The 26,966-nt window shown below is 69.3% G+C and carries 25 protein-coding genes; 20 read left to right on the forward strand and 5 right to left on the reverse strand.

The genetic code is table 11. The features are described from left to right. Nucleotides 1–168: 168 nt before the first annotated feature. From rimP to AB0H76_RS05805, 8 genes are all read left to right on the forward strand, one after another. The gene (rimP, locus tag AB0H76_RS05770; RefSeq protein WP_357320431.1) at nt 169–792 is read left to right on the forward strand and encodes a ribosome maturation factor RimP; all 624 of its coding nucleotides are present in this window, start codon (nt 169–171) and stop codon (nt 790–792) included. Beyond that, complete coding sequence (gene nusA, locus AB0H76_RS05775; RefSeq protein WP_357317870.1) at nt 789–1,817, forward strand: transcription termination factor NusA; 1,029 nt, start codon at nt 789–791, stop codon at nt 1,815–1,817. The genes rimP and nusA overlap by 4 nt, the downstream gene beginning before the upstream one ends. A 167-nt stretch (nt 1,818–1,984) precedes the next feature. Next, entirely contained in the window at nt 1,985–2,272 is a 288-nt protein-coding gene (locus AB0H76_RS05780; RefSeq protein ID WP_357320434.1) for a YlxR family protein, read from the forward strand. Between the two features lie 109 nt (nt 2,273–2,381). Next, nucleotides 2,382–5,402 (forward strand): translation initiation factor IF-2, encoded by a 3,021-nt coding sequence (gene infB / locus AB0H76_RS05785; RefSeq protein WP_357317873.1) that lies wholly within the window; start codon nt 2,382–2,384, stop codon nt 5,400–5,402. A gap of 147 nt (nt 5,403–5,549) precedes the next feature. Further along, nucleotides 5,550–5,840, forward strand: coding sequence for a DUF503 domain-containing protein (locus tag AB0H76_RS05790; RefSeq protein WP_357317876.1), 291 nt, complete (start codon nt 5,550–5,552; stop codon nt 5,838–5,840). Between the two features lie 23 nt (nt 5,841–5,863). Continuing rightward, entirely contained in the window at nt 5,864–6,304 is a 441-nt protein-coding gene (rbfA, locus tag AB0H76_RS05795) for a 30S ribosome-binding factor RbfA (protein ID WP_357317879.1), read from the forward strand. A gap of 9 nt (nt 6,305–6,313) precedes the next feature. Beyond that, nucleotides 6,314–7,345 carry a bifunctional oligoribonuclease/PAP phosphatase NrnA gene (locus tag AB0H76_RS05800; protein ID WP_357317881.1) on the forward strand — a complete coding sequence of 344 codons (1,032 nt, stop codon included), beginning with the start codon at nt 6,314–6,316 and terminating at the stop codon, nt 7,343–7,345. A 269-nt stretch (nt 7,346–7,614) separates the two neighbouring features. Then, a complete protein-coding gene (locus tag AB0H76_RS05805) occupies nt 7,615–8,955 on the forward strand; it encodes an MATE family efflux transporter (RefSeq protein WP_357320436.1) in 1,341 nt (446 codons plus the stop codon). A gap of 28 nt (nt 8,956–8,983) precedes the next feature. Here the strand turns inward: AB0H76_RS05805 and AB0H76_RS05810 are convergent, their stop codons facing one another. Then, nucleotides 8,984–9,598 carry a DUF6461 domain-containing protein gene (locus tag AB0H76_RS05810; RefSeq protein WP_357317884.1) on the reverse strand — a complete coding sequence of 205 codons (615 nt, stop codon included), beginning with the start codon at nt 9,596–9,598 and terminating at the stop codon, nt 8,984–8,986. Between the two features lie 115 nt (nt 9,599–9,713). On the opposite strand from AB0H76_RS05810, the gene AB0H76_RS05815 reads away from it, so the two are divergent. Continuing rightward, nucleotides 9,714–10,706: a permease gene (locus AB0H76_RS05815; RefSeq protein WP_357317886.1), complete on the forward strand. Its 993-nt coding sequence runs from the start codon at nt 9,714–9,716 to the stop codon at nt 10,704–10,706. Continuing rightward, a complete protein-coding gene (locus tag AB0H76_RS05820) occupies nt 10,703–11,419 on the forward strand; it encodes a TIGR03943 family protein (protein ID WP_357317889.1) in 717 nt (238 codons plus the stop codon). The genes AB0H76_RS05815 and AB0H76_RS05820 overlap by 4 nt, the downstream gene beginning before the upstream one ends. Nucleotides 11,420–11,465: 46 nt before the next feature. Here AB0H76_RS05820 and grpE read toward each other — a convergent pair whose 3' ends face one another. After that, nucleotides 11,466–12,041, reverse strand: coding sequence for a nucleotide exchange factor GrpE (gene grpE, locus AB0H76_RS05825; RefSeq protein ID WP_357317892.1), 576 nt, complete (start codon nt 12,039–12,041; stop codon nt 11,466–11,468). Nucleotides 12,042–12,169: 128 nt separating this feature from the next. On the opposite strand from grpE, the gene AB0H76_RS05830 reads away from it, so the two are divergent. The 5 genes from AB0H76_RS05830 to truB all read left to right on the forward strand — a co-directional run bounded on the left by AB0H76_RS05830 (nt 12,170) and on the right by truB (nt 21,014). Beyond that, nucleotides 12,170–13,852 (forward strand): Hsp70 family protein, encoded by a 1,683-nt coding sequence (locus AB0H76_RS05830; RefSeq protein ID WP_357317895.1) that lies wholly within the window; start codon nt 12,170–12,172, stop codon nt 13,850–13,852. Between the two features lie 7 nt (nt 13,853–13,859). Continuing rightward, entirely contained in the window at nt 13,860–17,345 is a 3,486-nt protein-coding gene (locus tag AB0H76_RS05835; RefSeq protein ID WP_357317898.1) for a hypothetical protein, read from the forward strand. Between the two features lie 871 nt (nt 17,346–18,216). Further along, complete coding sequence (locus AB0H76_RS05840) at nt 18,217–19,173, forward strand: metallophosphoesterase (RefSeq protein ID WP_357317900.1); 957 nt, start codon at nt 18,217–18,219, stop codon at nt 19,171–19,173. 252 nt (nt 19,174–19,425) lie between these two features. Further along, a complete protein-coding gene (npt, locus tag AB0H76_RS05845; protein WP_357317903.1) occupies nt 19,426–20,094 on the forward strand; it encodes a 4'-phosphopantetheinyl transferase Npt in 669 nt (222 codons plus the stop codon). Next, the gene (gene truB, locus AB0H76_RS05850) at nt 20,094–21,014 is read left to right on the forward strand and encodes a tRNA pseudouridine(55) synthase TruB (RefSeq protein ID WP_357317906.1); all 921 of its coding nucleotides are present in this window, start codon (nt 20,094–20,096) and stop codon (nt 21,012–21,014) included. Before npt ends, truB begins: the two co-directional genes overlap by 1 nt. Before the next feature lie 66 nt (nt 21,015–21,080). Here the strand turns inward: truB and AB0H76_RS05855 are convergent, their stop codons facing one another. Further along, nucleotides 21,081–21,683, reverse strand: coding sequence for a helix-turn-helix domain-containing protein (locus AB0H76_RS05855; RefSeq protein WP_357317909.1), 603 nt, complete (start codon nt 21,681–21,683; stop codon nt 21,081–21,083). A 93-nt stretch (nt 21,684–21,776) separates the two neighbouring features. Between AB0H76_RS05855 and AB0H76_RS05860 the strand changes: the two genes are divergently transcribed. Then, complete coding sequence (locus AB0H76_RS05860; protein ID WP_357317911.1) at nt 21,777–22,160, forward strand: DUF4345 domain-containing protein; 384 nt, start codon at nt 21,777–21,779, stop codon at nt 22,158–22,160. Nucleotides 22,161–22,196: 36 nt separating this feature from the next. On the opposite strand, the gene AB0H76_RS05865 is transcribed toward AB0H76_RS05860, so the two are convergent. Beyond that, complete coding sequence (locus tag AB0H76_RS05865) at nt 22,197–23,003, reverse strand: alpha/beta hydrolase (protein WP_357317914.1); 807 nt, start codon at nt 23,001–23,003, stop codon at nt 22,197–22,199. Between the two features lie 137 nt (nt 23,004–23,140). Between AB0H76_RS05865 and AB0H76_RS05870 the strand changes: the two genes are divergently transcribed. Both AB0H76_RS05870 and AB0H76_RS05875 read left to right on the forward strand, forming a co-directional pair. Further along, on the forward strand, nt 23,141–23,560 hold the full coding sequence (locus AB0H76_RS05870; protein ID WP_357317917.1) for an EF-hand domain-containing protein: 420 nt from the start codon (nt 23,141–23,143) through the stop codon (nt 23,558–23,560). Nucleotides 23,561–23,959: 399 nt separating this feature from the next. Then, a complete protein-coding gene (locus AB0H76_RS05875) occupies nt 23,960–24,493 on the forward strand; it encodes a hypothetical protein (RefSeq protein ID WP_357317920.1) in 534 nt (177 codons plus the stop codon). A 4-nt stretch (nt 24,494–24,497) separates the two neighbouring features. Here AB0H76_RS05875 and AB0H76_RS05880 read toward each other — a convergent pair whose 3' ends face one another. Further along, entirely contained in the window at nt 24,498–25,154 is a 657-nt protein-coding gene (locus tag AB0H76_RS05880; protein WP_357320439.1) for a metal-dependent transcriptional regulator, read from the reverse strand. 280 nt (nt 25,155–25,434) lie between these two features. On the opposite strand from AB0H76_RS05880, the gene AB0H76_RS05885 reads away from it, so the two are divergent. Together AB0H76_RS05885 and rpsO are read left to right on the forward strand one after the other, a co-directional pair. Then, entirely contained in the window at nt 25,435–26,403 is a 969-nt protein-coding gene (locus AB0H76_RS05885) for a bifunctional riboflavin kinase/FAD synthetase (RefSeq protein WP_357317922.1), read from the forward strand. A 128-nt stretch (nt 26,404–26,531) separates the two neighbouring features. Continuing rightward, a complete protein-coding gene (rpsO, locus tag AB0H76_RS05890) occupies nt 26,532–26,801 on the forward strand; it encodes a 30S ribosomal protein S15 (RefSeq protein ID WP_357317925.1) in 270 nt (89 codons plus the stop codon). Nucleotides 26,802–26,966 lie beyond the last annotated feature (165 nt).

Consider the following 26,966-nt stretch of genomic DNA (forward strand, 5'->3'; position numbering starts at 1 on the left):
GCGGCGGCGCGGGCGCGATAGGTCGGGACGCGCGCCTGTGATGTACCCAGCAAACTTGATTACGCTGGCTGGTCCTTTACACTCTCCGAGCGCGTTACGCTAGACCTTCGGTACAGAAATAAATTTCCCCCCGCGTCACAACTGAACCAGGAGCCGCCCCAGATGCCGATGCCGACCGAGGAAAGGGTGAGCCAGCTAGTTGCTGGTCTCGTCGAACGCCGGGGATTCGACCTCGAAGGCGTTGAGATCTCCACTGCCGGACAGCAAACGGAAGCGGGCGACCCCGGTCAGTACCGGGTCAAAATCGTCATCGACAGCGACGCCGCGGTGGACCTGGACGCCATCGCCGGGGTCAGCAGCGAGGTCTCCGAGGTACTGGACGCGGCCGGCGACTTCGGTGAGACGGCGTACCTGCTGGAGGTCACCACCCCGGGCATCACCCGTCCGCTCACCGCGGACCGGCACTGGCGGCGCGCACAGGGCCGCAAGGTCCGGATCAAGCTACGCAACGGCGCGGACTCCCCGGACCCGGCCGGCGCCGCGAAGTTCGAGGCCCGGGCCGGTGCGCTCGACGGCGAGAAGATCGCCCTGGTGCTCGGCGGCAAGGCCAAGCCGCACCTGGTCACGGTGGCGCTGGCCGACATCGCCGAGGCCGTCGTCCAGGTCGAGTTCAACCAGCCCGGCGCCGCGGAACTGGAGCTGGCGGGCGGTATCGCGCCCGGCAAGCCACTACCCGGTTCGCAACCCGAAGACCTCTCATCCGAATCAGCATCCGAAGGGATCGTGGAATGAACATCGAAATCGAAGCCCTGCGCGCGATCGTCGCCGACAAGGGGATCTCGATCGAGACGGTGATCTCCGCGATCGAATCCGCGTTGCTCACCGCCTATCGGCACACCGAGGGCCACCAGCCCAACGCCCGCATCGACATCAACCAGAAGACCGGCACGGTCCGGGTGATGGCGCGCGAGCTCGACGCCGACGGCAACGTCATCTCCGAATGGGACGACACCCCTGAGGGTTTCGGCCGGATCGCGGCCACCACCGCACGCCAGGTGGTGCTGCAGCGGCTGCGTGACGCCGAGAACGAGAAGTCCTTCGGCGAGTTCGCCACGCACGAGGGCGACATCGTCGGCGGCGTGGTGCAGCGCGACGCGCGGGCCAACGCCCGCGGCACCGTGGTGGTCCGGATCGGCAGCGAGCTGCACGGCACCGAGGCGCTGATCCCCTCGGCCGAGCAGGTGCCGGGGGAGACCTACGAGCACGGCGATCGCATCAAGGCCTACGTCTACGGGGTGTCCCGCGGCCCGCGTGGTCCGCAGATCACGCTGTCGCGGACGCACCCGAATCTGGTTCGCCGCCTGTTTGCCCTCGAAGTGCCCGAAATCGCCGACGGCTCGGTCGAAATCGTCGCGGTCGCGCGGGAGGCCGGGCACCGGTCGAAGATCGCGGTGCGCTCCACCGTGCCCGGCGTGAACGCCAAGGGCGCCTGCATCGGCCCGATGGGGCAACGCGTGCGCAACGTGATGAGCGAACTGGCCGGCGAGAAGATCGACATCATCGACTGGGCCGAGGAGCCGGCGACCTTCGTCGGCAATGCGCTGTCCCCGTCGAAAGTGGTATCGGTCACGATCGTCGATCCCGAGGCCCGCGCCGCGCGAGTGGTGGTGCCGGACTTCCAGCTGTCGCTGGCGATCGGCAAGGAGGGGCAGAACGCCCGCCTGGCGGCCCGTTTGACCGGGTGGCGCATCGATATCCGCAGCGACGCCGCCCCTGACATGGGCGAAGGCGTGCGTTCGGAGGCGCAGCGCGGTTGACCGAAACGCAGGACGGCGGCTCGGAATCGGGCCGCCGGGATGACATGTTGGTAACTTCCCCGGGGGCGGGGTTCGTCGTTCCGACCGGGTCAGCGGTAGAGTGGTCACAGGTTCAGCGCGAGCCTTCGGTTCCTTTGCAAGAACGCACCAATGAGCAGTCTTCTCGGATGGCTCCGGTGCGCACGTGCATCGGATGCCGGAAGCGCGAGTTGGCCGTCGATCTGTTGCGGATCGTGGCGCAAGATCGGGACTCGGTAGACGAATCCCGTATCGTCGCGATCGTTCCCGATCCGCGGCGCAGACTTCCCGGGAGGGGTGCCTATTTGCACCCCCTTTCGTCTTGTCTGAGCACGGCAGAGCGACGCCGAGCATTCGGCAGAGCACTACGAGTGTCCGGACATCTGGATATCTCAGCCCTGGAGCATTACCTCGAGAACAGGCACGAGCACTCATGAGCACACCGTGAAGTACCAACGATGAACGTCCGTCGGAGATAACCCGAGGTCGTGCGGGCCGCCGTCCCCTGAAACGGCGGGGCTGCTCGACCTCTCAGTGAGGAGAGCAGTGGCAGGCAAGGCCCGCGTGCACGAGTTGGCTAAAGAGCTCGGTGTCACAAGCAAGGAACTACTCGCGAAGCTCAAGGAGCAGGGCGAGTTCGTGAAGTCCGCGTCGTCGACGGTGGAAGCACCCGTCGCCCGTCGCCTTCGTGAGTCGGTGGCGACCAAGGGCGCCCCGAACAACGAATCCAAGTCCGGGCCCCGTCCCGGCGCCGCTTCGTCGGCCAAGCCGGGCGCGAAGCCCACACCGGGCGGTCCGCGTCCGGGTCCCAAGCCCGTCGCCCCGGCTCCGGCCGCAGCGGCCCCGGCGGCTCCGGCCGCCAGCACCCCCGCGGCTCCGGCTGCCGCGACTCCGGCCCAGGCCGCTCCGCGTCCGACCGAGGGCGCTCGCCCCGGTCCGGCCGTGCGTCCCGGCCCGGCTCAGACTCCGGCCGCTCCCGCGGCCGAAGCGCCCAAGGCGGCGCCGGCTCCGGCCGGCCCGCGTCCCACCACCCCCGCGGCCGCCCCGCAGCCCGGTCAGCAGCAGCGTCCCGCTGCCGCGGCTCCTGCGGCTCCGCGTCCGGGTGGCCCGAAGCCGGGTCCGAAGACCCCGCGCGTCGGTAACAACCCCTACTCGTCGGCTCCGGCCCCCGAGCGTGCGCCGCGTCCGACCCCCGGTCAGGGCGGTCCCCGTCCCGGTCAGGGTCAGGGTGGCCCGCGTCCGGGTCAGGGCCAGGGCGGTCCCCGTCCCGGTCAGGGTCAGGGTGGCCCGCGTCCCGGTCAGGGTCAGGGCGGTCCCCGCCCGGCCGCTGCCCAGGGTGGCGGCGCTCGTCCCGGCGGTCCGCGGCCGAGCCCCGGCTCGATGCCGCCGCGTCCGAATCCCGGTGCCATGCCCGCACGTTCGGCTCGTCCGGCTCCCGGCGGTGCCGGTGCCGGTCGTCCCGGTGGCGGCGCAGGCCGTCCCGGCGGCGGTGCCGGTCGTCCCGGTGGCGGCGGCGGTGGCGGTGGCTACCGCGGCGGCGGCGCGGGAGGCGGCACGGGTGCTCCCGGTGCCGGTGCTCCCGCGGCCGGTGGTTTCCGTGGTCGTCCCGGTGGCGGCGGTCGTCCGGGTGGTCCCGGTGGCCGTGGCGGTGCGGCCGGTGCGTTCGGTCGTCCCGGTGGCGCTGTCCGTCGTGGCCGTAAGTCGAAGCGGGCCAAGCGCGCCGAGTACGAGTCGATGCAGGCTCCCGCCGTCGGCGGCGTGCGGCTGCCCCGCGGCAACGGCGAGGTCATCCGCCTCGCCCGTGGCGCCTCGCTCTCGGACTTCGCGGAGAAGATCGACGCGAACCCGGCTGCCTTGGTACAGGCCCTGTTCAACCTCGGCGAGATGGTCACCGCGACCCAGTCCGTGAACGACGAGACCCTCGAGCTGCTCGGCGGCGAGATGAACTACGTCGTGCAGGTCGTCAGCCCGGAGGACGAGGACCGCGAGCTGCTCGCCAACTTCGACCTCACCTACGGCGAGGACGAGGGCGACGAGTCCGATCTCGAGCAGCGTCCGCCGGTGGTGACCGTCATGGGTCACGTCGATCACGGTAAGACCCGACTGCTCGACACGATCCGTAAGGCCAACGTCCGTGAGGGCGAAGCCGGCGGCATCACCCAGCACATCGGCGCCTACCAGGTGCTGACCTCGCTGGAAGGCAACGAGCGCCTGGTCACCTTCATCGACACCCCGGGTCACGAGGCCTTCACGGCCATGCGTGCCCGTGGCGCCAAGGCGACCGACCTCGCGATCCTCGTGGTCGCCGCCGACGACGGCGTCATGCCGCAGACGGTGGAAGCCATCAACCACGCCCAGGCGGCCGACGTGCCGATCGTGGTCGCGGTCAACAAGATCGACAAGGAAGGCGCGAACCCGGACAAGATCCGGCAGCAGCTGACCGAATACGGCTTGGTGGCCGAGGAATACGGTGGCGACACCATGTTCGTCGACATCTCGGCCAAGCAGGGCACCAACATCGACGCACTGCTCGAAGCGGTCCTGCTGACCGCGGACGCGGCGCTGGACCTGCGGGCCAACCCGGACATGGACGCGCAGGGTGTCGCCATCGAGGCGCACCTGGACCGCGGCCGTGGCCCGGTGGCGACCGTGCTCATCCAGCGCGGCACGCTGCGGGTCGGCGACTCGATCGTGGCGGGCGACGCCTACGGTCGTGTGCGCCGCATGGTCGACGAGCACGGCGACGATGTCACCGAGGCGCTGCCCTCGCGGCCCGTCCAGGTCATCGGCTTCACGTCGGTGCCCGGCGCGGGTGACAACCTGCTCGTGGTCGACGAGGACCGGATCGCTCGCCAGATCGCCGACCGCCGCAATGCGCGTAAGCGCAACGCACTGGCCGCGCGTAGCCGCAAGCGGATCAGCCTGGAAGATCTGGATGCCGCCCTGAAGGAGACTTCGGAGCTCAACCTGATCCTCAAGGGCGACAACTCCGGCACCGTGGAGGCGCTGGAAGAAGCCCTGATGCAGATCCAGATCGACGACGAGGTGCAGCTGCGGGTCATCGACCGCGGTGTCGGTGGCGTCACCGAGACCAACGTCAACCTGGCCTCGGCCTCGAACGCGATCATCATCGGGTTCAACGTGCGGGCCGAGGGCAAGGCGACCGAGCTGGCCAATCGCGAAGGCGTGGACATCCGGTACTACTCGGTGATCTACCAGGCCATCGACGAGATCGAGAAGGCCCTCAAGGGCATGCTCAAGCCGATCTACGAAGAGGTCCCGCTGGGCCGCGCCGAGATCCGCGCGATCTTCCGTTCGTCGAAGGTCGGCAACATCGCCGGCTGCATGGTCACCTCGGGTTCGGTCAAGCGCAACGCCAAGGCGCGCTTGCTCCGCGACAACGTGGTGGTCGCGGAGACCGTGACGATCTCCTCCTTGAAGCGGGAAAAGGACGACGCCACCGAGGTCCGCGAGGGCTTCGAGTGCGGTCTGACCTTGACCTACAACGACATCAAGGAAGGCGACATCATCGAGGCCTACGAGATGCGCGAAAAGCCGCGCGACTGATAGTCCTCGCGGTGTAGACGGCGACGGCCCCACCTCCCCCCGTGGTTCAGGGGCCGTCGCTGCTGGACAGTGGTTCGCACAGCGAGCCGGAACGCCGCGCCTTACGGCGCGGCGTTCGTCCATCAACACGAACAAACGGGGGTCTCTATGTTTCTTGGTGCGCTCGAATTCGACATCCTGCTCGGCGACGTTCACTCGCTGAAAGAGAAACGATCGGTGATCCGGCCGATTCTGGCCGAGCTACACCGCTTCGGCGTGAGCGCCGCGGAGGGCGGGGAACAGGACCGCTTCCGCCGTTCGTTGCTGGGAGTGGCACTGGTCAGCTCTGGGATGGACCATCTGAACCAGGTGCTCGATCGGTGCGAACGCACCGTGGCGGCACGTCCGGAGTTAGAGTTGCTGGCGGTGCGCCGGCGTATCTTCGGACCCGAAGACTGAACTTCTAAGAGGAGGGAAAGGCCATGGCAGATCCAGCCAGGGCACGCCGACTCGCCAAGCGGATCTCCGAGATCGTGGCGACCGCCATCGATCACGAGGTGAAGGACCCGCGGCTGCGTTTCGTCACCGTCACCGATTCCAAGGTCACCGGTGACCTGCGCGACGCCACGGTGTACTACACCGTCATGGGCGAGACCGTGGACGCCGAGCCCGATTACGAGGGCGCCGCGATGGGCCTGGAAAAGGCCAAGGGCGTACTGCGCTCCAAGGTCGGGGCGGGCACGGGCGTGAAATTCACTCCGACGCTGGCCTTCGTGCTCGACAAGGTTCCCGAGGTCGCTCGCGACATGGAGGAACTGCTGGCGCGCGCCAGGGCCGCCGACGAGGAAGTCGCGGCGGCGCGGGCGAATGCCACACCGGCGGGTGACGCCGACCCCTACAAGGTCGACCGCACCGACGAGTAACGTGCGGGAATGACACTGAGCCAGAGCCCGGCAGGCGAGGGCGGAGCCGCCACCGCCGGGGTGCCGTTCGACGCCGCGATCGCGGCATTGACGGCGGCCACCTCGGCCACCATCGTCTGCCATGTGCAGCCCGACGCCGACACCGTCGGCAGCGGTCTCGCGCTGGCACTGGTGCTGGAACGGCGAGGGATTCCCGTGCGGGTGTCCTTCGCCGAACCCGCCGAGCTCCCGCAGTCCATGCGGACGCTGCCGGGCCTGTGGCACCTGGTGCCGCCGGCCGAGGTACCCGCCGAGGTCGATCTGCTGATCGCGGTGGACTGCGGCAGCGCCAATCGCCTCGGTGCGCTCTCCGACCGGTTGGCCGGGGCCGCAACAACTCTGGTGATCGATCATCATCGATCCAACACCGCGTTCGGCGCGGTGAATCTGGTCGATCCCGACGCGGAGTCGACCACCGCCGTGCTCGCCCGGCTGCTCGACGCCTGGGGTGAGCCGATCGACGCCCTGGTGGCGCACTGTCTGTTCGCCGGGCTGGTCACCGATACCGGGTCCTTCCGCTGGGTGCGACCCGGCACCCACGCGCTGGCCGAACGACTGCTCGCGACCGGCATCGACGGTCCCGAGATCGCGCGCACCCTGCTCGACACCCACCCCTTCGCGTGGTTGCCGATGCTCTCCCGCGTGCTGGGCACCGCCCGCCTGGAACCCGCGGTGCGTCAGGGCACCGGGCTGGTCTACGTGTTCGTCCGCCGCGCGGACGAGCGCGGCGTCGGCTCGGAGGAGGTGGAGAGTGTCATCGACATCGTCCGCACCACCACCGAAGCGGGCATCGCCGCCGTCTTCAAGGAATCCCGCACCGTCGACGACCGCTGGACGGTCTCCCTGCGTTCCCGCGACTCCGGGCCCGGCATGCGCGACGGCATCGACGTCGCCGAAGTGGCAACCGCGCTCGGCGGCGGCGGTCACCGCTATGCGGCGGGTTACACGGCCTTCGGCAGTCCCGACACCATCGTCGCGGCCTTGCTCGCAGTCCTCGACTGACCGTCGAAAATACACGCCCGCAAGGGAATTCAGCGTCGCATATGCAGGGACGGGGTGCCGCCGAAGTCCTCCGTCGTGCGCGAGCCGCTCGGCCACGCGCAACGATGGTGTGTCGGTGACGATCGGCCGACCGCGAGTCATAGCGATGGACGGGTTGTCGGTCCGGAGTGGTTGGGTAAGGGGTCGGGTTGGTCCTGGCCGGGCGGCCGGCTGGGCGGCCATCGAATACCAGGAGGTGCGGAGTGGGTCGGCGATCGGTCGAGGATCCGGTGGAGGGTGATCCGGCGGCGGCAGCGGGGCCCCGGCGGATTCTCGGGCTGGCGTTGCCGGCGCTCGGGGTGCTGGTGGCCGAGCCGATCTATCTGCTGTTCGACATGGCTGTGGTGGGGCGGCTCGGGGCGCTCGCGTTGGCGGGGCTCGCGGTCGGCGGGCTGATTCTGGCGCAGGTGAGTTCGCAGTTGACGTTCCTGTCCTACGGGACCACGGCGCGTGCGGCGCGGCGACACGGCGCGGGTGACGACCGCGGGGCGGTCGCCGAGGGCGTGCAGGCCACCTGGATCGCGGTGGCGGTCGGGCTGCTGATCGTCGCGGTGGTGCAGGTCGTCGCCGTGCCGCTGACCGACGCGATCGCCGGTGGCGGCGATATCGCGGCGCAGGCGTTGCCGTGGCTGCGGATCGCGGTGTTCGGGGTGCCGCTGATCCTGATCTCGATGGCGGGCAACGGGTGGATGCGCGGGGTGCAGGACATCCGGCGCCCGCTGATCTATGTCGTTGCGGGCCTGCTGCTTTCCGCGGTGCTGTGCCCGTTGCTGGTGCACGGCTGGTTCGGCGCGCCGGAACTGGGCCTGCCGGGATCCGCCGTGGCGAATCTGGCCGGGCAGTCGGTGAGCGGCGTGCTGTTCCTGTACGCGCTGGTGCGCGAGCGGGTTTCGCTCACGCCGCGCTGGCCGGTGATCAAGGCGCAGTTGGTGATGGGCCGCGATCTGATCGCCCGCAGCTTGGCCTTCCAGGCCTGCTTCGTCTCGGCGGCGGCAGTGGCCGCCCGGTTCGGCGCGGCGTCGGTGGCGGCGCACCAGCTGGTATTGCAGTTGTGGACCTTCCTGGCGCTGACCCTGGATTCGCTGGCCATTGCCGCGCAGACCCTGGTCGGTGCGGCGCTCGGGGCCGGTGACGCCACCGGTGCCAAGCGGCTGGCCCGGCGGATCACCAACTGGTCCACGGCTTTCGCGCTCGTGCTCGCCGGGTGCTTCGCGGCCGGCTACAGCGCGATCCCGCGACTGTTCACCACCGATCCGGCGGTGCTGGAGCGCACCGGCGTCGCGTGGTGGTTCTTCGTCGCGATCATCCCGGTCGCGGGCGTGGTCTTCGCCCTCGACGGCGTGCTGCTGGGCGCGGGCGACGCCGCCTTCCTGCGCACCGCGACGCTGGGCTCCGCGCTGATCGGCTTCCTGCCCGCCATCTGGCTGTCGCTGCTGTTCGACTGGGGTCTCGCGGGCATCTGGACCGGCTTGGTCGCCTTCATGATCCTGCGCCTGGCGGCGGTGGTGTGGCGGGCGCTGTCGGGCCGCTGGGCACGGGTCGGCGCGGACGTGCCCGCCGGGAGTGCCTAGGCGGGGCGCGCCGTAAGAGGCTCCAGCGCTAGGGGAGTGGCGCGAGGCCGCAGGTGAATTCGGCGGCGGTGAAGAGCTCCGGGGTGACCGGAACGCCGGTGATGCGCTGGGCGAGAGCGAAGCTGGCCTCGGTGTGCGCCTCGTAATCGCGGTCGTCGGCGTCGCTGAGGTCGAAGCCCGATTCGACCATCTGGGTGAGGAGCTGGTCGGGATGGCTGCCGTCGCGGCTGTGGGCGAAGAGCGGCTCGAAATGCAGGCGTAGGTCGCCATCCTCGTACCAGTGGAAGTGGTCCACCGCGTTGATGTTCCGGAAGTGCGACACCACCGTGCGCCCGCGCGAGAGCGGCAGGATGACCTCGCTGGTGGAGCCCAGATAGCCGTTGAACTCGAGCATTACCGACCAGTCGCCGACGGCGGTGACGCCGACGAAGAGTTTGTCGCCGCCGTGGTCGTCCCACGCGTCGAAGCTCGGTTCATACAGGGCGTCAACGCCTTTCACCGAACTCGCGGGTTCGGCACGCAGCTCGGCGAGTAGCGCCTCGGGGGTGATGTCGCGCACCAGCGTGAGGCAGTAGGCCTCCATCAGATGCGGATAGTGCTCGTCGAGCCAGGTGTAGTCGGCGGCGGTCGGGATCCCGGTCATGGTGGTCAGCCTCGCACGCGAGGCCGACAAACTCATGCCCCGCGTGACGCGGCCGCTGCGGCAGTGCCGCCCGGCCTACCTGGAAATGATATTCAATACTGGCAAGATGGGGCGCATGCTGGAGAAACAGCCGGTGCGGGAACGGGTGTCGTCGACGTATGTGCTGGTCGGACTGCTGGTACTGGGTGCGCTGGTGCAGACCCAGCTCGCGTCCGCTCTGGGGTCGGCCGCGCGAGTGCAGACGGCGCTGACGGTGTTCGTCGGGGTGTTCGTGCAGGCCATTCCGTTCTTGGTGCTCGGCGTGCTGGTGAGCGGCGGTATCGCGGCCTTCGTCTCACCGGCGGTGCTGCGGAAAGTGCTGCCGCGCAACGAGTCCGCCGCGATCGGGGTGGCGGGGCTGGCGGGCATGGCGCTGCCCGGTTGTGAGTGCGGTGTGGTGCCGGTGGCCCGGCGGCTGATCGATCAGGGCGCGCCGAGTTCGGTGGCGCTGGCCTTCCTGCTGTCGGCGCCGGCGATCAATCCGGTGGTGCTGGTCGCGACGGCGGTGGCGTTTCCGGGCGAGCCGGGCATGGTCGGCGCGCGCTTCACGGGTTCGCTGGCGACCGCGCTCATCATGGGATTGATCTGGTCGCGGATCGGCCGACCGGGGTGGATGCTGCCGCGCGGCGGGCACGACCACTGCGTGTCCGGAAGTACCCGGCGGGAGGTCTTCTTCGAGGCGGCGCGGCACGACTTCCTGCAGGCCGCGGCGTTTCTGGTGCTCGGCGCCGCGGCCGCGGCGGCATTGCATGTGCTCGTGCCGCCCTCCTGGTACGAGCGGCTCGCCGGACAGATGGTGGTCGCGATTCTGGTGCTGGCCGTGCTCGCGGTGGTGCTGGCCCTGTGCTCGGAGGCGGACGCGTTCGTGGCCGCGAGCATGTCGAGTCTGCCGTTGCTGCCGCGCCTGGTGTTCCTGGTGGTCGGGCCCGCCGTCGACGTGAAGCTGTTCGCCATGCAGGCGGGCAGCTTCGGACGGCTCTTCGCGATTCGCTTCGCGCCGTTGACCTTTGCGGTCGCGGTGGTCTGCGGCACCCTCGCCGGCTACCTCTGGCTCGGCGGTGCCCGGTGAAACGCGAAGCGCAGAACCTGTTGCTGCTGCTCATCGGTGCGGCGGTGTTGCTGATCACGCTCGACGGGACCTACCTCAACTACGTCAAACCGGGGCTATCGCCCTTTCTGCTGATCAGCGGAGTCGTCATTGTGGTGCTGGCCGTGGTGGCCATGGTCCGTGACATCCGAAGCGGGCATGCGGCTTCCGGCCACGAGCACGGCACCGGACGGGCGCAGTGGTTGCTGCTGATCCCGGTCGCCGCACTGCTGCTGGTCACCCCGCCCGCGCTCGGTGCGGGCGCCGCCGAGACCACCGCGCCGGTGCGCGTGGCCACGGATACGGCAGGCGGTCAACCGAAGTCGTGGCCCTTCCCGCCGTTGCCCGCCGAACCCGCACCGGTGCTGTCGATTTCGGAGCTGGTGGCCCGCGCGACATTGGACGCGCTGGACTCCCTGCACGATCGGGACGTGACGATCCGCGGGTTCGTCATGCAGGGCGAACGGGTCGATCTGGCCCGCGTCGCCATCACCTGTTGCGTCGCCGACGCACGCTACGTACGAGTCCACCTGGCCGGGTTGCCGGAGCAATTCCCCGACGACACCTGGCTGGAACTCCGGGGGCGAGTGGAACCCGGAAGCGCCCGAAGCGATCCGGAGCGCACCCCGACGTTCGCCGTGAGTGACTACCGGCCGATCGAGCGGCCGGAACATCCCTACGAGCGAGTCCGCTGACCGCCTTCGTGAAGTCGCGTCCGGGAGCGGAACGGCTGTGTGGCGCTCAATCCGTGGCGGGCCGGTGCACCCGGACGACCACGTTCGCCGGGCGGACCGAACGCCCGCCGACGCTCAAGCCCGGCTGCACGAGCGCCTCGATGGAGCGATCGGCCGTGGGGTCGTCGGTCGGGGCGACGTCGCCGGCCTCCATGGTCAGCGAGTCGAAAGGGTCACCCGGGCGCGGTGTGACCAGGGTCGCGCCGCGACCGGTCAGGAGTCGTTCCATGCGGGTGGCGAGGGCGGTGAAAGCGGCGCGTTCGCGGTCGGATTCGGCGGTCGCGGCACAGGCGGCGGCGTCGCCGTGCAGGGCGAACAGCTCGACCACGAGGGGCAGATCCGCGCCCGCGCGTTCCTGTTGCGCGCGGGACTTGGCGTCGTCGGTGAGGCGTTCGATGGTGCCGGCCTGGCGGGCGATCACCCGGGAGAGGTCTTCGACCTGCTCGACCAGGCGGGTCAGGGTCTGTTGGAGGCCCGCGGAATCGGCCGGCTCCGCCGGAGTCTCCGGCGGGGCCGGTGGCCGCCGGATGGGGCTGGTCGGTCCGTCGAATTCCTCGGCTTGCCGCACGACTGATTCAGACATAACCGCACCATAACGCGCGCCGCGCCGGAAGGGGCGGGCCGCCAGACGTATTGGCTGGTCGGCCGCCGATAACCGGGCGAAAAGATCGGACGGGACGGGCCCGGATCCGGCTGCTACCATCGCGTCTCATGGGGGTCTACGGGATCGACCTGGGCACAACGAACTCGGCTATCGCGCGGATAGACGCCGACGGTCGCCCAGAAGTCATGGTTGGGATGAACGGCGAGACGACGGTGCCGTCGGTGGTGCTGTTCGCGTCCGCGTTCGATCATCTGGTCGGGGAGGGCGCGCGCCGGCAGGCCCGGCTCGATCCGGAGCATGTGTGCGCGCTGGTGAAGCGCCGGATGGGCGATACCGACTGGCGGTTCGCCGCACACGGTGAAAGCTGGTCCGCGCCCGCGGTGTCGGCGCTGATCCTCAAGAGCCTGGCCGCCGATGCCGAATTCGGCGGCGGTGCGCCCGTGCGGCGCGCGGTGATCACCGTGCCTGCCTACTTCGGTGACGAGGAGCGGCGCGCCACGATCCAGGCGGGTAACTACGCGGGCTTCGAGGTGGCGGGCGTGCTGTCCGAGCCCATCGCCGCCGCGCTGTCCTACGGTTTCGGCCGGTTGGACGGCAGCGTCGACGTCGGCAAAACCGGTGCCCGCGAGACCGTTCTGGTCTACGACCTCGGCGGCGGCACCTTCGACGCCACCGTCATCGAGCTCGCCGACCGGCGCATCTCGGTGCTGGCGGTCGAGGGTGATCACCAGCTCGGCGGCGCCGACTGGGACGAGCGGATCGCGCTGTACCTGTCGCAGCAGTTCTGCGCGGCCAACCCCGATGCCGAAGACCCGCTGGATGATTCGGCCGGTTCGCAGATGCTGGTGCTGGCCGCGGAGCGAGCGAAATGCGAGCTGAGCACGGTCGAGCGCACCGATGTGGTGGTCGCGCACGACGGTGCCCGCGCGGTCATCTCGCTGACTCGCGAAGAGGTCGAAGCGATGACCTCCTCGCTCATGCGGCGCACCCTCGACCTCACCCGGGACTGCTTGGCCGCGGCCGGCAAGCGCGGTGTCAACGCCGTCGACCGGCTGCTGCTGGTCGGTGGTTCCTCGCGGATGCCGATGGTGGCGCGTGAACTGCGGGCCGAACTGGGGCTCACCGGTGAACTGCGCGACCCCGACCTGTCGGTGGCTCGCGGCGCGGCGCTGTACGGGGAGAAGCTCGAGGTGGAACGGCTGATCATCGCGGACCTGGTCACGCGTGGCCGGCTGCGCGACGGCTCGATCCTCGAGGACGCGGCCCCGCAGGACCTGGACCAGGCTGTCGCCCGGGTCGCGGCGTCGTTCGGGCAGCCGGTCGGCCTGGTCCGCCGGATGCTGGAAATCCAGGTCGACACCGTGGTGTCGCGCGGCTTCGGCGTGCTCGCGCTCGACACCCACTACGGGTTGGCCGCGACCTGGCTGGTGCACCGCAATCAGACGCTGCCGGTGCGGGTGCGCAAATCCTTCGGGACCGTCCGCGAGGACCAGGATCAGATCAAGCTCACCATCGTCGAACAGCAGGGCCAGGCCGCCTCGATGCGGCCCGAAGACGCGAAAGTGCTGCTCGAGGGCCAGATCGTCGGTATCCCACCGGGCTATCCGGCGGGCAGCGAAGTCCGCGTGACCTTCGAGATGGGCTTCGACGGTGTCCTGCACGTCACCGTGCACCACGTCGACGCCGACATGCCGTTGACACTGTCCGCACAGACCGGGGCCACGCTGTCGCAGTCGGAGGTGGCGCGGGAGCTGGACCAGGTGCAGCGTTCCCGGCGCCGCGCAAGCTGAGGCGGTCATGGAAGCTTTCGTTCCCAACGACTATCGCAAACGTGTGCTCGCCGAGGTCGAGCGCCGGGGCGGGCTCGAGTTCTCGGATCCGTTCGAGCTCTACGACATTCCGCTCGACGAAGCCGAAACGCTCAGCGACGCCGAGGTTTCCGCTCGGGTCGAGGAAGTGTGGGGCTTCTGGCAGAAGCAGCGCGACCATCCGAAGTACCGGGTACTCGTCGGCCTGCTGGTCGACGGGCACGAGCGGCGCTCGGAGTTGCTGCTGTACAGCGGTTCCCGGCGGGCCGAGGCGCTGCGCGTGCGCAACGAACGTGAGCAGCGCGACGCCGGACGCTTCGAAATGCTGGACACCGCCGTCGCCCGGCTGGTGCAGCGCTACGGCGGCGTGCCCGCCGGAAAGGTGGCCGGGCTGGAGGAGATCGGCGCGATGGGCGGGCTCACCGCCGCCGAGGTCGCGACCCGCCTGCGCCGCCACCGAGTGATCGCCGATCAAGCCCCGCCCGCCGCGACCGGCGTACTCACCGATCAACGGCGCAAGCAGATCCGCCAGCTGCTCGGCGAATGGTCGCGCCTCGTCGATGGACCGCCCACTCCGACACTGTTCGCACTCCTACAGGTCGACCCGTCGAAGGCGACGCACACCAACGAAATCCGGCTGCGCGCCGACGCCCTCCGCGCCCGCTCCCGGGAACTGCCACCCGGCCGCGTCCGCGTGGTGCTCGACGAACTCTTGGTGCACGTCCAAGATCTGCTCGAAGCCGGCGGCGCGGTCGCCGAAGAATACGTTCGCTCGATCACCGAAGACGTTGCCACGGAACTGCGCCCGAAGATCCGGGCGGCGGTGCTGGTCGAGGATCAGCTCGTCGGTGAGGATTACGAGTATCTGCTCGACGAGGCGATTGAGTTGGGGCTCGATCGCGACGCGGCGGTGCGGTTGCTCGCGGAGATCGCGGGGGCACTCGGGGCTCGGATCGAGAGTTCCTCGGCCGCAACGCAATACGGGGGTGGGGCGTCGGACGGCTGGTCCGGGTCGGAGCATGGGTCCGGGGGTCGGACGGGTTCGGACCATGATTCGGGGGGCCGGACCGGTTCGTATCGTGATTCCGGTGGGTCCGGGGATCGGACGGGTTCGGGTCATGATTCGGGGGGCCGGGCCGGTTCGCATCGCGACTTCGGTGGGTCCGGAGATCGGACGGGTTCGCATCACGACTCGGGGCCCCCCACTGGTTCGTATCGCGACCTCGGCGGGTCAGGAGCCGGGGCGGGTTCGTATCGCGACTCCAGTGGGCCGGGCGGCCGGGCTGGTTCGCCTCGCGACTTCGGTGCGTCGGGTGGTCGAGGTTCACGTCCCAACGCCGGTTCGTCGCGCGAATGGGAGGAACCGCTCAAGGCCGCCCGTGCCGCATTGCGCGCGGGCCGCCCGCAGGAAGCTGCCCGCCACGTCGCCGAGGCCAGACAGCTCGACGCGGGCGCCAACGGCGGCGCAACCCCCATCCGCCCGGTCGCCGACGAGATCGAACGCGTCCTCGCCGAAGCGACCACGCACTGGCGCGACGCCACCGCGGCCTGCACCGCCAAACGCTTCGTCGCCGCCACGCCACACCTGGAATACCTGCGCCGCAACGCTTCTGACGTCCCACCGCCCACCGGCCACCCCGCCACCCTCGACCAACTCCTGACCCGCGCCGAGCAGGCCATCGCCGAAGCCGACCGCCTCGTCGCCGAAGCTGCCGCGGGCCCCGCCCACGACCGCACCCGCACCTTGCTCGCCGCCCAAGCCGCCTGCGCCGACCACGCCGCCGCGGCCGCCGCCCTCGCCGCCACCCCGATCGCCGCACCACCCACCGTCGCCGCCACCCGCCTGACCAACGGCTCCGTCCTGATCACCTGGACCCCCTCACCCACCGGCAACGCCGACTACAAAGTCACCCGCCTGCAACCCGACGGCTCTTGGCGCGTAGTCGGCCGCACCCGCACCACCGAACTCGAAGACGGCGGCGCCCCACCCACCGGCCACCCCATTTACGCCGTCGTCGCAGCCGTAGCCGGCCGCTACTCCACCGAAACCCGCTCCGACACCCCACCCCCGCCCCCACCCGTGACGGCAAGCCACACGGATCCCGCTGCCCAGACCACAACCGATCCTGCCCCCAGCGCCGCCAACGCCGCCAGTGCCGCCAGTGCCGCGAGTGCCGCGAGTGCCGCGAGTGCCGCCAGCGCCGCGAGTGCCGCCAGCGGCCCCAGCGCCGCGAGTGCCGCCAGCGCTGCGAGTGCCGCGACGGCCGGGAGTCCCGCGAGTGTGGCTGGTGCCGAGACGGCCGGGAGTGCCGCCAGTCCCGCGAGTGCCGCCGGTGCCGCGACGGCCGGGAATACCGCCGGGAGTTCCGCGAGTGCCGCGAGCGGTCCGGGGCTCGGACGCGCGCGTACGTCCTCCACTCTGGATCAGTCCGTTCCGAGCGAGCAGCCTGGTCAACCACAGCCCGCCCTGGCTGATACGTCTGCGAACACCTACTCGGATGCAAGCCGAACTGGACAGGGCAGCCCTTCTCAATCCCCGCTTTCGGGCTCGACCAATGCCGACGATCGCGCGAAATTCCACGCCGTCCCGCCGAGCCATCCGGTCTCAACTTCTCGGCCAGCACAGCCGATCGATCCCGCCTCCGCGAGAGAGCCATTTGGTGCTGATCCGGCTGGTTCAGGTGAAGGCCGCCAGGGAGATTGGGTACCGGGCTCGGCCGCTCCAGGCCAAACTACTTCGGCTGGTCTGCCGGTTTCGACGGCTCGGCCAGCACAGCCGATCGATCCCGCCTCCGCGAGAGAGCCATTTGGTGCTGATCCGGCTGGTTCGGGTGAAGGCCGCCAGGGAGATTGGGTACCGGGCTCGGCCGCTCCAGGCCAAATGGGTTCGGCTGGTCTGCCGGTTTCGACGGCTCCGCCAATGGGGCAAACTACTGCGGCCAGCGAGTTCGACGACGTGAGGCAGTCCGAGCAGTCGCCTCCGACGAGCTCAGCTCAGGGGGATCGGGCATCGAGGGCCGTCGGCTCGGCCCAAGAGGCTCCGGTGCGGCAGCCGGTGTCCGTGTCGGAGCCGGTATCGGTTGGGAGCGAATCGGTTCCAGCGGCTCAGTCCCTGGTGCACGCGGCTTCGGCGGCGGTCGAGTCCGTCGCGGGTGACGAGCCCAACCCCAGCGGAATTCCCACCGTCAGCAACCTCGCTATGCGAGACGGTCGACTGACGTTCGATTGGCCCGGTGGGGTTACGGAGGTCATGGTTGTCCTCCGCTCGGATGCCCCGCCGCTCAATCCCATGGATCCGCAGGCGACTTCGTGGAAGGTCACCAACTCGCGCTACCAGATCGATAATGGTGTCCCCATTCAGCCGACTCTCACCCCCTGTCACCTGGCTGTCGCTTCGTGCCGTCGCGCCCCCAACGGCACCCTCAATATCGCTTCCGGGTTTGCCGCGACCGCCCGACTGCGCTCCGACGCCTGACGTCTTCAGCGACTCGCGATCCGGGGGTGTTCGCCGCGAAACCGTTCGCGTCGGGACCCCAAGGGCAGTCGTCAGCCCTGTGGCAGTTCGGACCTGACACCTTCTCCGAATGCGGGCTGGGGCATTGTCCGCGGTACCCCCGGCGCTGTCTGGGTGTGTGGTCGGGCAAATACGTGCACTTTGCGTGCCGAACGTCTGTGTAATCTAATGCCGCGGCGCTTTTCTGCACGGATTTGCCGACACACCGCGACGGCGTTCCCTTCCGACGGCCAGTGCCATGTGCCCTCGCTCCAGCCGTCGCGCTCCTAACGGCACGCCTTCGCTGCTGGCATCGCGTCGACCTCAGGCGTCACGCGCTCCTAACGGCACGCCTTCGCTGCTGGCTTCGCCTCGACCTCAGGCGTCACGCGCTTCGGCGGGTACGCAGAACGTGCGCTTTCCCGCGAGAGTCCGTGCACTTTGCGTGCCGAGCATCCGTGTAATCCATTGCAGCGGCGCTTTTCTGCACGGATTTGCCGACACACCGCGACGGCGTTCCCTTCCGATCGGCCAGCGCCATGTGCCCGTCGCCTCCTGCCGTCGCGCTCCTAACGGCGCGCCGTCGCTGCTGGCATCGCCTCACTTGCAGGCGTCCGAGGCCGCCTCACGCGCTTCGGTGGGTGAGCAGAACGTGCACTTTTCACGTCCGAGTCTGTGCAATCCGTGGCTGTGGCACTGTCCTGCAAGATTCGCATAAGCGGCATGCGCCGGGCGCGTGTCTGGGCTGGGTGACCCGGTTCGACACCGCGGCACCGCACGCTGTCGGCGGCGACAGGTGGTTTTCGCGGAGGTGAGCGAGCCGGTCCGGCGCGGGTGTGCCAATGTGGGTGGGGTGATACCCAAGTTGATGGCGGTGAGCGATGTTCATGTCGGGCACCAGGGGAATCGGCCGGTGGTCGAGCAGATCACGGCGGACTCGCCGGAGGACTGGCTGATCGTCGCCGGGGACGTGGGGGAGAAGACCGACGACATCCGGTGGGCGCTGGAGATTCTGCGCGGCCGGTTCGCGAAGGTGATCTGGGTGCCGGGCAACCACGAATTGTGGACCACGCCGAAGGATCCCGTGCAGATGCATGGTGCCGCGCGCTACGACTATCTGGTGTCGATCTGCCGCGACCTGGACGTGCTGACCCCCGAGGACCCGTTCCCGGTGTGGACCGGCGCGGGCGCCGAGGAGTTCGGCGGTCCGGTGACGCTGGCGCCGATGTTCCTGCTCTACGACTATTCGTTCCTGCCCAAGGGCGCCACCACCAAGGCCGAGGGCCTGGCCATCGCCCGCGAACGCAACGTCGTCGCCACCGACGAATTCATGCTCTCCCCGGAGCCGTATCTGACTCGCGACGCCTGGTGCCACGCCCGCGTCCAAGCCACCCAACGCCGGCTCGACGCGCTGCCCGAGGGCACCCCGCTGGTCATGATCAACCATTTCCCGATGGTCCGGCAGCCCACCGACGTGCTGTTCTATCCGGAATTCGCGCTCTGGTGCGGCACCGAGCTCACCGCCGACTGGCACACTCGCTACAACGTGGTCTGCTCGGTTTACGGCCACCTGCACATCCCCCGCACGTCCTACTACGACGGCGTCCGCTTCGAAGAGGTCTCCCTCGGCTACCCCCGCGAATGGCAACGCCGCGGCCTCCCCGACCCCCTCCTGCGCCAAATCCTGCCCACCCCCGCCTACCCGCCGGGCACCCTCAACAAATTCGGCGGCCACTTCAAACTCACCCCTGAAATGGAGCAGGCGGCCGCCGCCATGCGCGAACGCGCCGAACGCCGCCGCGGCGTCTGACCCACACCCGCGACCGCACAGATGCGGTCGCGCTCCGATCTGCCGCGCCGGCCGCTGTGGCCTGGCCACCACAGCTGTCTTTCCGGGCCCATCACGTTGTTGTGGGGGAGGTACCGATAGGCACCGTACAGGTGAGCCGGTTACGACACGGGTCATCTTGCGGCTGCACGCATGCGATGGCGTGGGTGGTGTCGTGAGCAGGGCTGTGGGGGGTGCGGGTGGGAGTGCGGTGCTGGACTACGCTCGGGCGTGATGATCGAGAACATTTTGCCCAGTGGGGTCGCGTCCGCTGAACTGCTGGAGTACCCGGAGGAGCTGAAGGCGCATCCGGCGGAAGAGCATCTCATCGCCAAGTCGGTGGAGAAGCGGCGGCGGGATTTCATCGGCGCGCGGCATTGTGCGCGGCTGGCGCTGGAGCAGCTCGGTGAGCCCGCGGTGGCGATCGGGAAAGGCGAGCGGGGGGCGCCGGTGTGGCCGAAGGGGGTGGTCGGCAGCCTGACGCACACCGAGGGGTATCGGGCGGCGGCGCTGGCGCATCGACTGCGGTTCCGGTCGGTCGGGATCGACGCCGAACCGCACGAGGCGCTGCCGGAGGGCGTGCTGGATTCGGTGAGCCTGCCGGAAGAGCGCGAGTGGCTGGCCACGGCCTCGGGGGCACTGCACCTCGACCGACTTCTGTTCTGCGCCAAGGAAGCCACCTACAAGGCGTGGTTCCCGTTGACGACGCGCTGGCTCGGTTTCGAGGACGCGCACATCACCTTCACCCTCGACGACAACGCCGGTGGTGCGGGGGCGGGCACGTTCCACAGCAAGATCCTGGTCCCCGGCCAGACCAATGACGGTGGCGCGCCGCTGCTCACGTTCGACGGCCGCTGGCTGATCGCCGACGGGCGCATCCTGACCGCGATCGTGCACGGCTGATGGCGGGCGCACCCGCACTCGGCGGCCTGCTGATCGTCGACAAGGACGGCGGCTGGACCAGCCACGACGTGGTCGCGAAATCGCGAAGGTTGTTGCGCACCAAGAAGGTCGGGCACGCGGGCACGCTGGACCCGATGGCCACCGGCGTGCTGGTGCTCGGCGTGGATCGCGCCACGAAGCTGCTCGGCCTGCTCACCCTCACCACCAAGGCCTACACCGCGACGATCCGGCTCGGCCAGGCCACCGACACCGATGACGCCGAAGGCGAGGTCCTCTCGACCGCCCCGGCATCGCACGTCGCCGATGACGATATCGCCACGCAGGTCAAGATTTTGACCGGCGACATCGAGCAGGTGCCCGCCACGGTCAGCGCCATCAAGGTCGACGGCGAACGCGCCTACGCCCGCGCCCGCGCCGGCGAAGACGTGCAGCTGGCGGCCCGCCCGGTCACCGTCTCCCGCTTCGATGTCCTTGCCCGCCATGACATCCCGGACGGCGAGTTCGTCGACCTGGACGTCGAGGTCGAATGTTCCTCCGGCACCTATATTCGCGCCCTCGCGCGTGACCTCGGCGCAGCCCTGGGCGTCGGCGGTCACCTGACCGCCCTGCGCCGCACCAGGGTCGGCCCGTTCACCCTCGAACATGCCCGCACCCTGGACGAATTGGCGACCGCCGCCGAGTCCGATCCGGACGCCTCCCTGCTCTCCCTCGACATGGACGCCGCCGTGCGCACCGCCTTCCCGCACCGCGACATCGACGAGACCCAAGCGGGTGACCTCCGCAACGGCCGCTGGCTCGACCCCGTCGGCATCCCCGGCGTGTACGCCGCCATCGATCCCGCGGGCCAGGCCATCGCCCTGCTCCAGGAAAGCGGCAAACGGGCCGCCTCGGTCATGGTCGTCCGCCCCTCCAACCTCTGACCGGTCGCTGCGCCTGCCGATCTCCGTGAGCGGGATCGGCGTGGACGACAACCGGCGGCACGCTGCTTACCGAGCGCTGGCCTCCTCATCCCCGGACAAGAGGGGTTCCAGCGCCCCGAGCAGCGCCCCGGCGCTGATATCCCGAAGCTGCTCCCGCGTCATCGTCCCGTGCTCGAGCCAGTCGACGGTGAGCACGCGGACGAAGGTGAGCCAGCTCATCAGGACGGACGAGGTGGTGGTGCGGGTGGGGCCTTCGACGCCGATGACGTCGAGGAGCCGCTGCCGGAGGACGTCGAGTTCGCCGGTGATGATCGACTGCACGGTGGGGTCGGTGGCCAGGACCTTGTTGGCGGCCAGGACGGAGTGGGCGTTGGCCTCGAAGTAGTCCAGGTGGGCGTCGAGGGCGGCGTTCAGCTGACCGGGGAGCGGTGCGCCGGGATCGAGTTCGGTGACGACCAGGAGCTGTTCGGTGGCCTGCTGGTAGATCGCCACGAACAGTTCGCGCTTGCTGGGGAAGTGGCGATAGAGCAGCGCGCGGGAGATGCCCGCGGCCGCCGCTACGTCTTCCATCAGGACCTCGTCGTAGGCGCGGTCGGCGAACAGGCGCGCACCGGTTTCGACGAGTTGGTGGCGGCGGTCGTCGGGGGTGAGGCGGCGGCGTGGGGGCACGACTCGAATCCTAGTTGACGTGTGTCTACTAACGGTCGTAGTCTCGCTGTAGTTGACACGCGTCTACTAAGCGGCCTCGGATGGAGGAGCCCCATGTCGAAATTGCTCAAGGTCTTGGCGCTGGTGATGGGCTACGCCTGCGTGGCGATCGGGTTCGCGCACATCGCGCTCGGCAACGACTCGGTCCCCGACATGGGTGACGCCGGCGTCACCGCGGACAGCCAGAGCCGGTTCTTCGGCGCGATCTTCGTCGGCTACGGCCTCGCGTGGATCTGGGCGGTGCGCCGGACTCCGATCGCTGTCGACGCGATCCGGTGGCTCGCCGGTATTTTCCTGCTCGGCGCCTTCGCCCGCCTGGTCTCCGTGGCGGTGCACGGCTGGCCGCACTGGTTCCAGATCGTGCTCACCGTCATCGAATTCGTGCTCCCGCCGGTGTTCTTCTGGCTGGCGCAGGCCGAGCGGAAGCGGGCGGCCTGAGCCGGGCTGGGAACCGTTGGCTCCCAGCCGTTCCGATCAAGCGCGCAAGAACTCGGCGACCGTCTCCGGGAAGCGCTTGTCGGCGATCGCGCTGTTGTGATCGCGGCCTTCGTACAGCACGAGGGTGGCGTCGGGAATGCCAGCAGCGGTGTCGCGGAACATCTGCGCGGGGTAGGCCAGATCCTTGTCGCCGCCGAGAATCAGTGTGGGCGCCTGGATTTCGGCGAGCCGGGCCTGGATATCCCACTGGTCCTCGGCCTCGATGGCCCGGATGCCGTCGGTGTAGTCGCCGTCGGAGGGGCGCATCATCGGATCGAGCAGCCACAGCAGCCCGCCCCACAGGCGCTGCCCGATCGGGGACGTGCTGGCGATCGACGCCCACGCGGTGGCGGGCCGCTTGCCCGCCGCGGCGAGCTCCGCGAACCGGCGCATGGCCGCGCGGCCTGCCGGGCTCAAGGTGTAGGCGGAACTCGTAACCACCAGCCGCCGAACGACTTTCGGATGCCCGAGCGCCAGCTGCTGCGCCACCGACCCGCCGGTGGAGTAGCCGAGCACGTCGACCGGCTCGCCGAACTCGCCCGCCAGCCCCTCGGCCAGGTCGGTGGCGATGTCGGCCAGGGTGGACCCCGCCGCCAGGCCCGGCCGCCGGTTGACGACGTACACCGTGTGCCGCTCGCCCAGCGCCAGGAAGGGCTTGATCATGAACTTCCGCGCCCCGCCGCTCAGGTTCCCGTGCTCCGAGGTGGAGCCGGGCAGCGCCACGAGCGGCGCGCCACTGCCGAACTTGAGGTAAGCGAGACCGTTGGGAAACGTGCCTTCGTGGATTTCGACCTTGCTGGACATGGGTGCCTCCGGTGCTGCGAGTAGCTGTTGCCTGAAGTCTAACGGAAGAAACCATTCCGTTCCAGTCCAAATTCGACTTTCTTCCGGAGCGACCACCGCCCGTAGAGTGACTGACGACCGCCGACGAGGGGAAATCGATGACAGCGCATCCGGATTCGTTCGATCTGTGGGACCTGGACGCCGACGGCCAGGTCTCGGTCCAGGACATTCTCATCGGCATCCGCACCCTCGGCATCGAGGTCGACCAGGACTCGGTCGAGCGCATGGTCGCGGCCGCCGACACCAACGGCGACTATCTGATCTCCCGCGCCGAGTTCGACGCCGCCCTGGTGGCGGGCCGGATCGAGGTCAACGACGCCGACGCCGCGTTCCAGGTCTTCGACATCAACCAGGACGGCAAGATCTCGGTCGAGGAACTCGAACAGCTGATCCGCCACGTCGGCCAGGGCATGGTCGAGGGCCCCGCCGAGGCGCTGCTGAACGAGGCGGACGCCGACGGTGACGGCTACCTCTCGCCGCCGGAGTTCCGGGCCCTGCTGGAGTACCTCGCGCGCTGAACCGCCGCTCGCTCAAGCAATCCTGCGGAAAACCTCTAGGTGACGAGCTCACCTTGGGGGAGTCCCGAGGATTCGAGTGAAAGGTCGGTGGCGATGACGCCGCATGGAATCGTCCGCAAGGCAGTAATTCTCGCCGTATCGGCAATCGCGGTGGCGGGCTGCGGGAGCGACCCCGAGCCCGCTTCCCCGACCACCCGGACGTCGACGGCTACGAGCACGGCTCCGTCGCAACCCGGTTCGACCGTCGGATCCGGTGTATCGAACACTCCGGCGACAGCCCGGCCGACACCATCGCAACCCACGCAATCGCCACCGGCGCAAGCGATTCCACCCCGCGCCACCGGCACCGCGACGATCGTCACCCGGACCCAGGCGCTGCACCCGGTCCCCAACGTCCCGGTGAACCTGCGCTTGGTCACCCCGTGCGACCCGGCCGCGCACGACATCCCCGTCGAGGGCGTCCAGGAGACGCAACGCTTCACCGGCACCACCGACGCCACCGGCCGCGCGGTCTTCACCGTCCCGGTCGGCTGCTACCGCATGGGTATGGGCCAGCCGCCCGCAGGCACCCGCCCGGTTCCCGAGGGCATGCACACCCTGTTCGTCACCCGCGCCGGCGAGGCGGTCGAGGGCAGCTTCCGCTTCCAGGACGCCGGCTGGCCGCCGGTGTGCAGCACGGAAACGATCGTGAACGACCTCGCGGCCGGCGGCGAACTCTATGCCGGCCAAGCCGACCCCGCACTGGCCCAGCTCCGCGACTGCGAGGGCACCTGGGGCGTCATCAGCTGGAACACCCCGGGCGACACCCAGCGCATCGTCCACCACAACTTCGAACGCTGGACCACCTACGTTGCCTTCCCCCACGACACCTGCTGGACCGAGGCGACCCGGGCGGGCGTCCCCGAACGCCTGCGGCCCTACTTCAACTGCTGACGGATCAGGCGGTGAGCCAGATGGCCTCGGCGGCCGGGCGGCCGAGGTCGATCGGGGTTTCGATGGCGCCGAGGCGCAGGCAGATGGTGCCCGCGAAGTCGCGGCGTTCGAGCACCGTGATGGCGGTGTCGAGGGCGATGCCGACGGAGTCGAAGTAGCGCAGCATGTCCGGATCGGAGTCGGAGATGCGGGCGACGCGACCGGATTCGCCCGCCGCGAAGTCACTGAGCTGGCGAGCCGGCGGCGTGGGCACCGCGCCGTCCACCGAGGGGATCGGGTCGCCGTGCGGATCCCGGTCGGGATAGCCGAGCTTCGCGTCGATGCGCGCCATCAACAGCTCCGAGACCGCGTGCTCGAGCACCTCGGCCTCGTCGTGCACCTCGTCCCAGCCGTAGCCGAGCTCGTTGACCAGGAAGGTCTCGATCAACCGGTGCCGGCGCACCATGGCCACCGCGGCGCGGCGGCCGTCCTCGGTGAGCGTGATCGATCCGTATCGGGCGTGCTCGACCAGCCCCTGGTCGGCGAGCTTGCGGACGGCTTCGGAAACGGTCGAGGCCGACACGCCGATGCGTTCGGCGAGCAGCTTCGTCGACACCTTCTCCTGGGACCACTCCTGCGCGGTCCAGATCACCTTCAGGTAGTCCTGGGCGACCGAGGTCAGCTCCGGGGCCACCGTCGCGGCGGCGGGCGGCAGCTCGGCGGCGTCGGGCGTCGGGGCCTGCTCGGCCAGCTCGCGGCGGGTGGCGATGTCACGTTTACCGGGCACGTCCCCGAGCTTATGCACTCGTTCGCCGATACACACATCACGCGGCTGACCATTTCGAGCGACCTGCAAGCAGTCGCTCCGGGAACCCGAACGCCTGTTCGCTGATTCCATAACAGGATGTGACTTGTGGGACGCCGGAATACTGTTCGCCACGCCGTTTGCGTACGCTGCAACCGTGCAGAGATGGCGAAGCCTCGACGATGTACCAGCGGACTGGGGCCGCTGTGTACTCACGATCGGCGTGTTCGACGGCGTGCATCGCGGCCATGCCCAATTGATCAGCCGGGCGGTGAAATCCGCGGCCGCGCGTGGTGTTCCGGTGGTGCTGATGACCTTCGATCCGCACCCGATGGAAGTGGTGCGGCCCGGTTCACATCCGGCGCAGCTGACCACCCTGACCCGCCGCGCCGAACTGGCCGAGGAACTCGGCGTCGACGTCTTCTGCGTCATGCCGTTCACCTCCGAATTCATGAAGCTGACCCCCGAGAGCTACGTGCACGACCTGCTGGTCGAACGGCTGCACGTGGCCGAGGTCGTGGTCGGTGACAACTTCACCTTCGGCAAGAAGGCCGCCGGCACCGTCGACACCATGCGGGAGCTGGGGGAGCGGTTCGGTTTCGAGGTCGACGGCGTGAAGCTGGTCGGCGAGCACGCGGTCACCTTCTCCTCTACCTACATCCGCGCGTGCGTCGACGCGGGCGATATGGCCGCCGCCGCGGAGGCGCTGGGCCGGCCGCATCGGGTGGAAGGTGTCGTCGTGCACGGCGACGGCCGCGGCAAGCAGCTCGGATTCCCGACCGCCAATGTCGCGCCCTCGGCGTTCGCCGCGATCCCCGCGGACGGGGTGTACGCGGGCTGGTTCACCGTGCTCGAGCCGACGGGTCCCGTCATCGGCGGCGCGGCGCCCGGCGAGCGGGCGATGGCCGCTATCTCGGTGGGCACGAATCCGCAGTTCGACGGCGTCAGCCGCACCGTGGAGGCCTTCGTGCTGGACGGCGAGGCCGATCTCTACGGTCAGCGCGTCGCGGTCGACTTCGTGGAGCACCTGCGCGGTATGCGCAAATTCGATTCCCTGGACGAACTCCTCGAGGCCATGGGCCGCGACGTGGAGAACGCCCGCAAGGTGCTGACGGCGGCGGAGTAACCCCGATTGGGTCTGCCGGAGGCGCTCCGGTAAAGTCGATCCTCGGGTTTGCTGCGGTCCGCGGTGGCGCCCAGCCCGGGTTACCGGACATTCGAGCGCGGAACTGAAATATAGGAGTGGAACGCCGCATGGCTCTCACCACCGAGCAGAAGACCGCCATCCTCAAGGAATACGGCCTGCACGAGAAGGACACCGGTTCCCCGGAGGCGCAGATCGCGCTGCTGTCCAAGCGGATCTCGGATCTGACCGAGCACCTGAAGCAGCACAAGCACGATCACCACACCCGCCACGGCCTGCTCGCCCTGATCGGCCGCCGTCGTCGTCTGTCGAAGTACCTGCAGGCGAACGACATCGCGCGCTACCGTTCGCTGATCGAGCGTCTGGGCCTGCGTCGCTGATTTCGAGCTACAACGCTGGACACGCTGGCTTTCCAGACCAGCGGTAGAACAGCCAACGGGGAGACGTACAATCTCCCCGTTGGCTATTTGCGTATGCGGGGTGAACATCTCCCCGACGCACAACACTGCACAGCCGTAAGTACCCGCCCGCGTGGCGTCGGTCTT

Origin of the sequence: Nocardia sp. NPDC050712 (assembly GCF_040654295.1) — a bacterium.
GTDB lineage: Bacteria > Actinomycetota > Actinomycetes > Mycobacteriales > Mycobacteriaceae > Nocardia.

Excerpts from the sequence above, each read along its gene's own strand:
- rimP (WP_357320431.1), top strand. The coding sequence starts at position 169 with ATGCCGACCGAGGAAAGGGTGAGCCAGCTAGTTGCTGGTCTCGTCGAA.
- nusA (WP_357317870.1), top strand. The coding sequence starts at position 789 with ATGAACATCGAAATCGAAGCCCTGCGCGCGATCGTCGCCGACAAGGGG.
- AB0H76_RS05780 (WP_357320434.1), top strand. The coding sequence starts at position 1,985 with ATGGCTCCGGTGCGCACGTGCATCGGATGCCGGAAGCGCGAGTTGGCC.
- AB0H76_RS05790 (WP_357317876.1), top strand. The coding sequence starts at position 5,550 with ATGTTTCTTGGTGCGCTCGAATTCGACATCCTGCTCGGCGACGTTCAC.
- rbfA (WP_357317879.1), top strand. The coding sequence starts at position 5,864 with ATGGCAGATCCAGCCAGGGCACGCCGACTCGCCAAGCGGATCTCCGAG.
- AB0H76_RS05800 (WP_357317881.1), top strand. The coding sequence starts at position 6,314 with ATGACACTGAGCCAGAGCCCGGCAGGCGAGGGCGGAGCCGCCACCGCC.
- AB0H76_RS05810 (WP_357317884.1), bottom strand. The coding sequence starts at position 9,598 with ATGACCGGGATCCCGACCGCCGCCGACTACACCTGGCTCGACGAGCAC.
- AB0H76_RS05815 (WP_357317886.1), top strand. The coding sequence starts at position 9,714 with ATGCTGGAGAAACAGCCGGTGCGGGAACGGGTGTCGTCGACGTATGTG.
- grpE (WP_357317892.1), bottom strand. The coding sequence starts at position 12,041 with ATGTCTGAATCAGTCGTGCGGCAAGCCGAGGAATTCGACGGACCGACC.
- AB0H76_RS05830 (WP_357317895.1), top strand. The coding sequence starts at position 12,170 with ATGGGGGTCTACGGGATCGACCTGGGCACAACGAACTCGGCTATCGCG.
- AB0H76_RS05835 (WP_357317898.1), top strand. The coding sequence starts at position 13,860 with ATGGAAGCTTTCGTTCCCAACGACTATCGCAAACGTGTGCTCGCCGAG.
- npt (WP_357317903.1), top strand. The coding sequence starts at position 19,426 with ATGATCGAGAACATTTTGCCCAGTGGGGTCGCGTCCGCTGAACTGCTG.
- truB (WP_357317906.1), top strand. The coding sequence starts at position 20,094 with ATGGCGGGCGCACCCGCACTCGGCGGCCTGCTGATCGTCGACAAGGAC.
- AB0H76_RS05860 (WP_357317911.1), top strand. The coding sequence starts at position 21,777 with ATGTCGAAATTGCTCAAGGTCTTGGCGCTGGTGATGGGCTACGCCTGC.
- AB0H76_RS05865 (WP_357317914.1), bottom strand. The coding sequence starts at position 23,003 with ATGTCCAGCAAGGTCGAAATCCACGAAGGCACGTTTCCCAACGGTCTC.
- AB0H76_RS05870 (WP_357317917.1), top strand. The coding sequence starts at position 23,141 with ATGACAGCGCATCCGGATTCGTTCGATCTGTGGGACCTGGACGCCGAC.
- rpsO (WP_357317925.1), top strand. The coding sequence starts at position 26,532 with ATGGCTCTCACCACCGAGCAGAAGACCGCCATCCTCAAGGAATACGGC.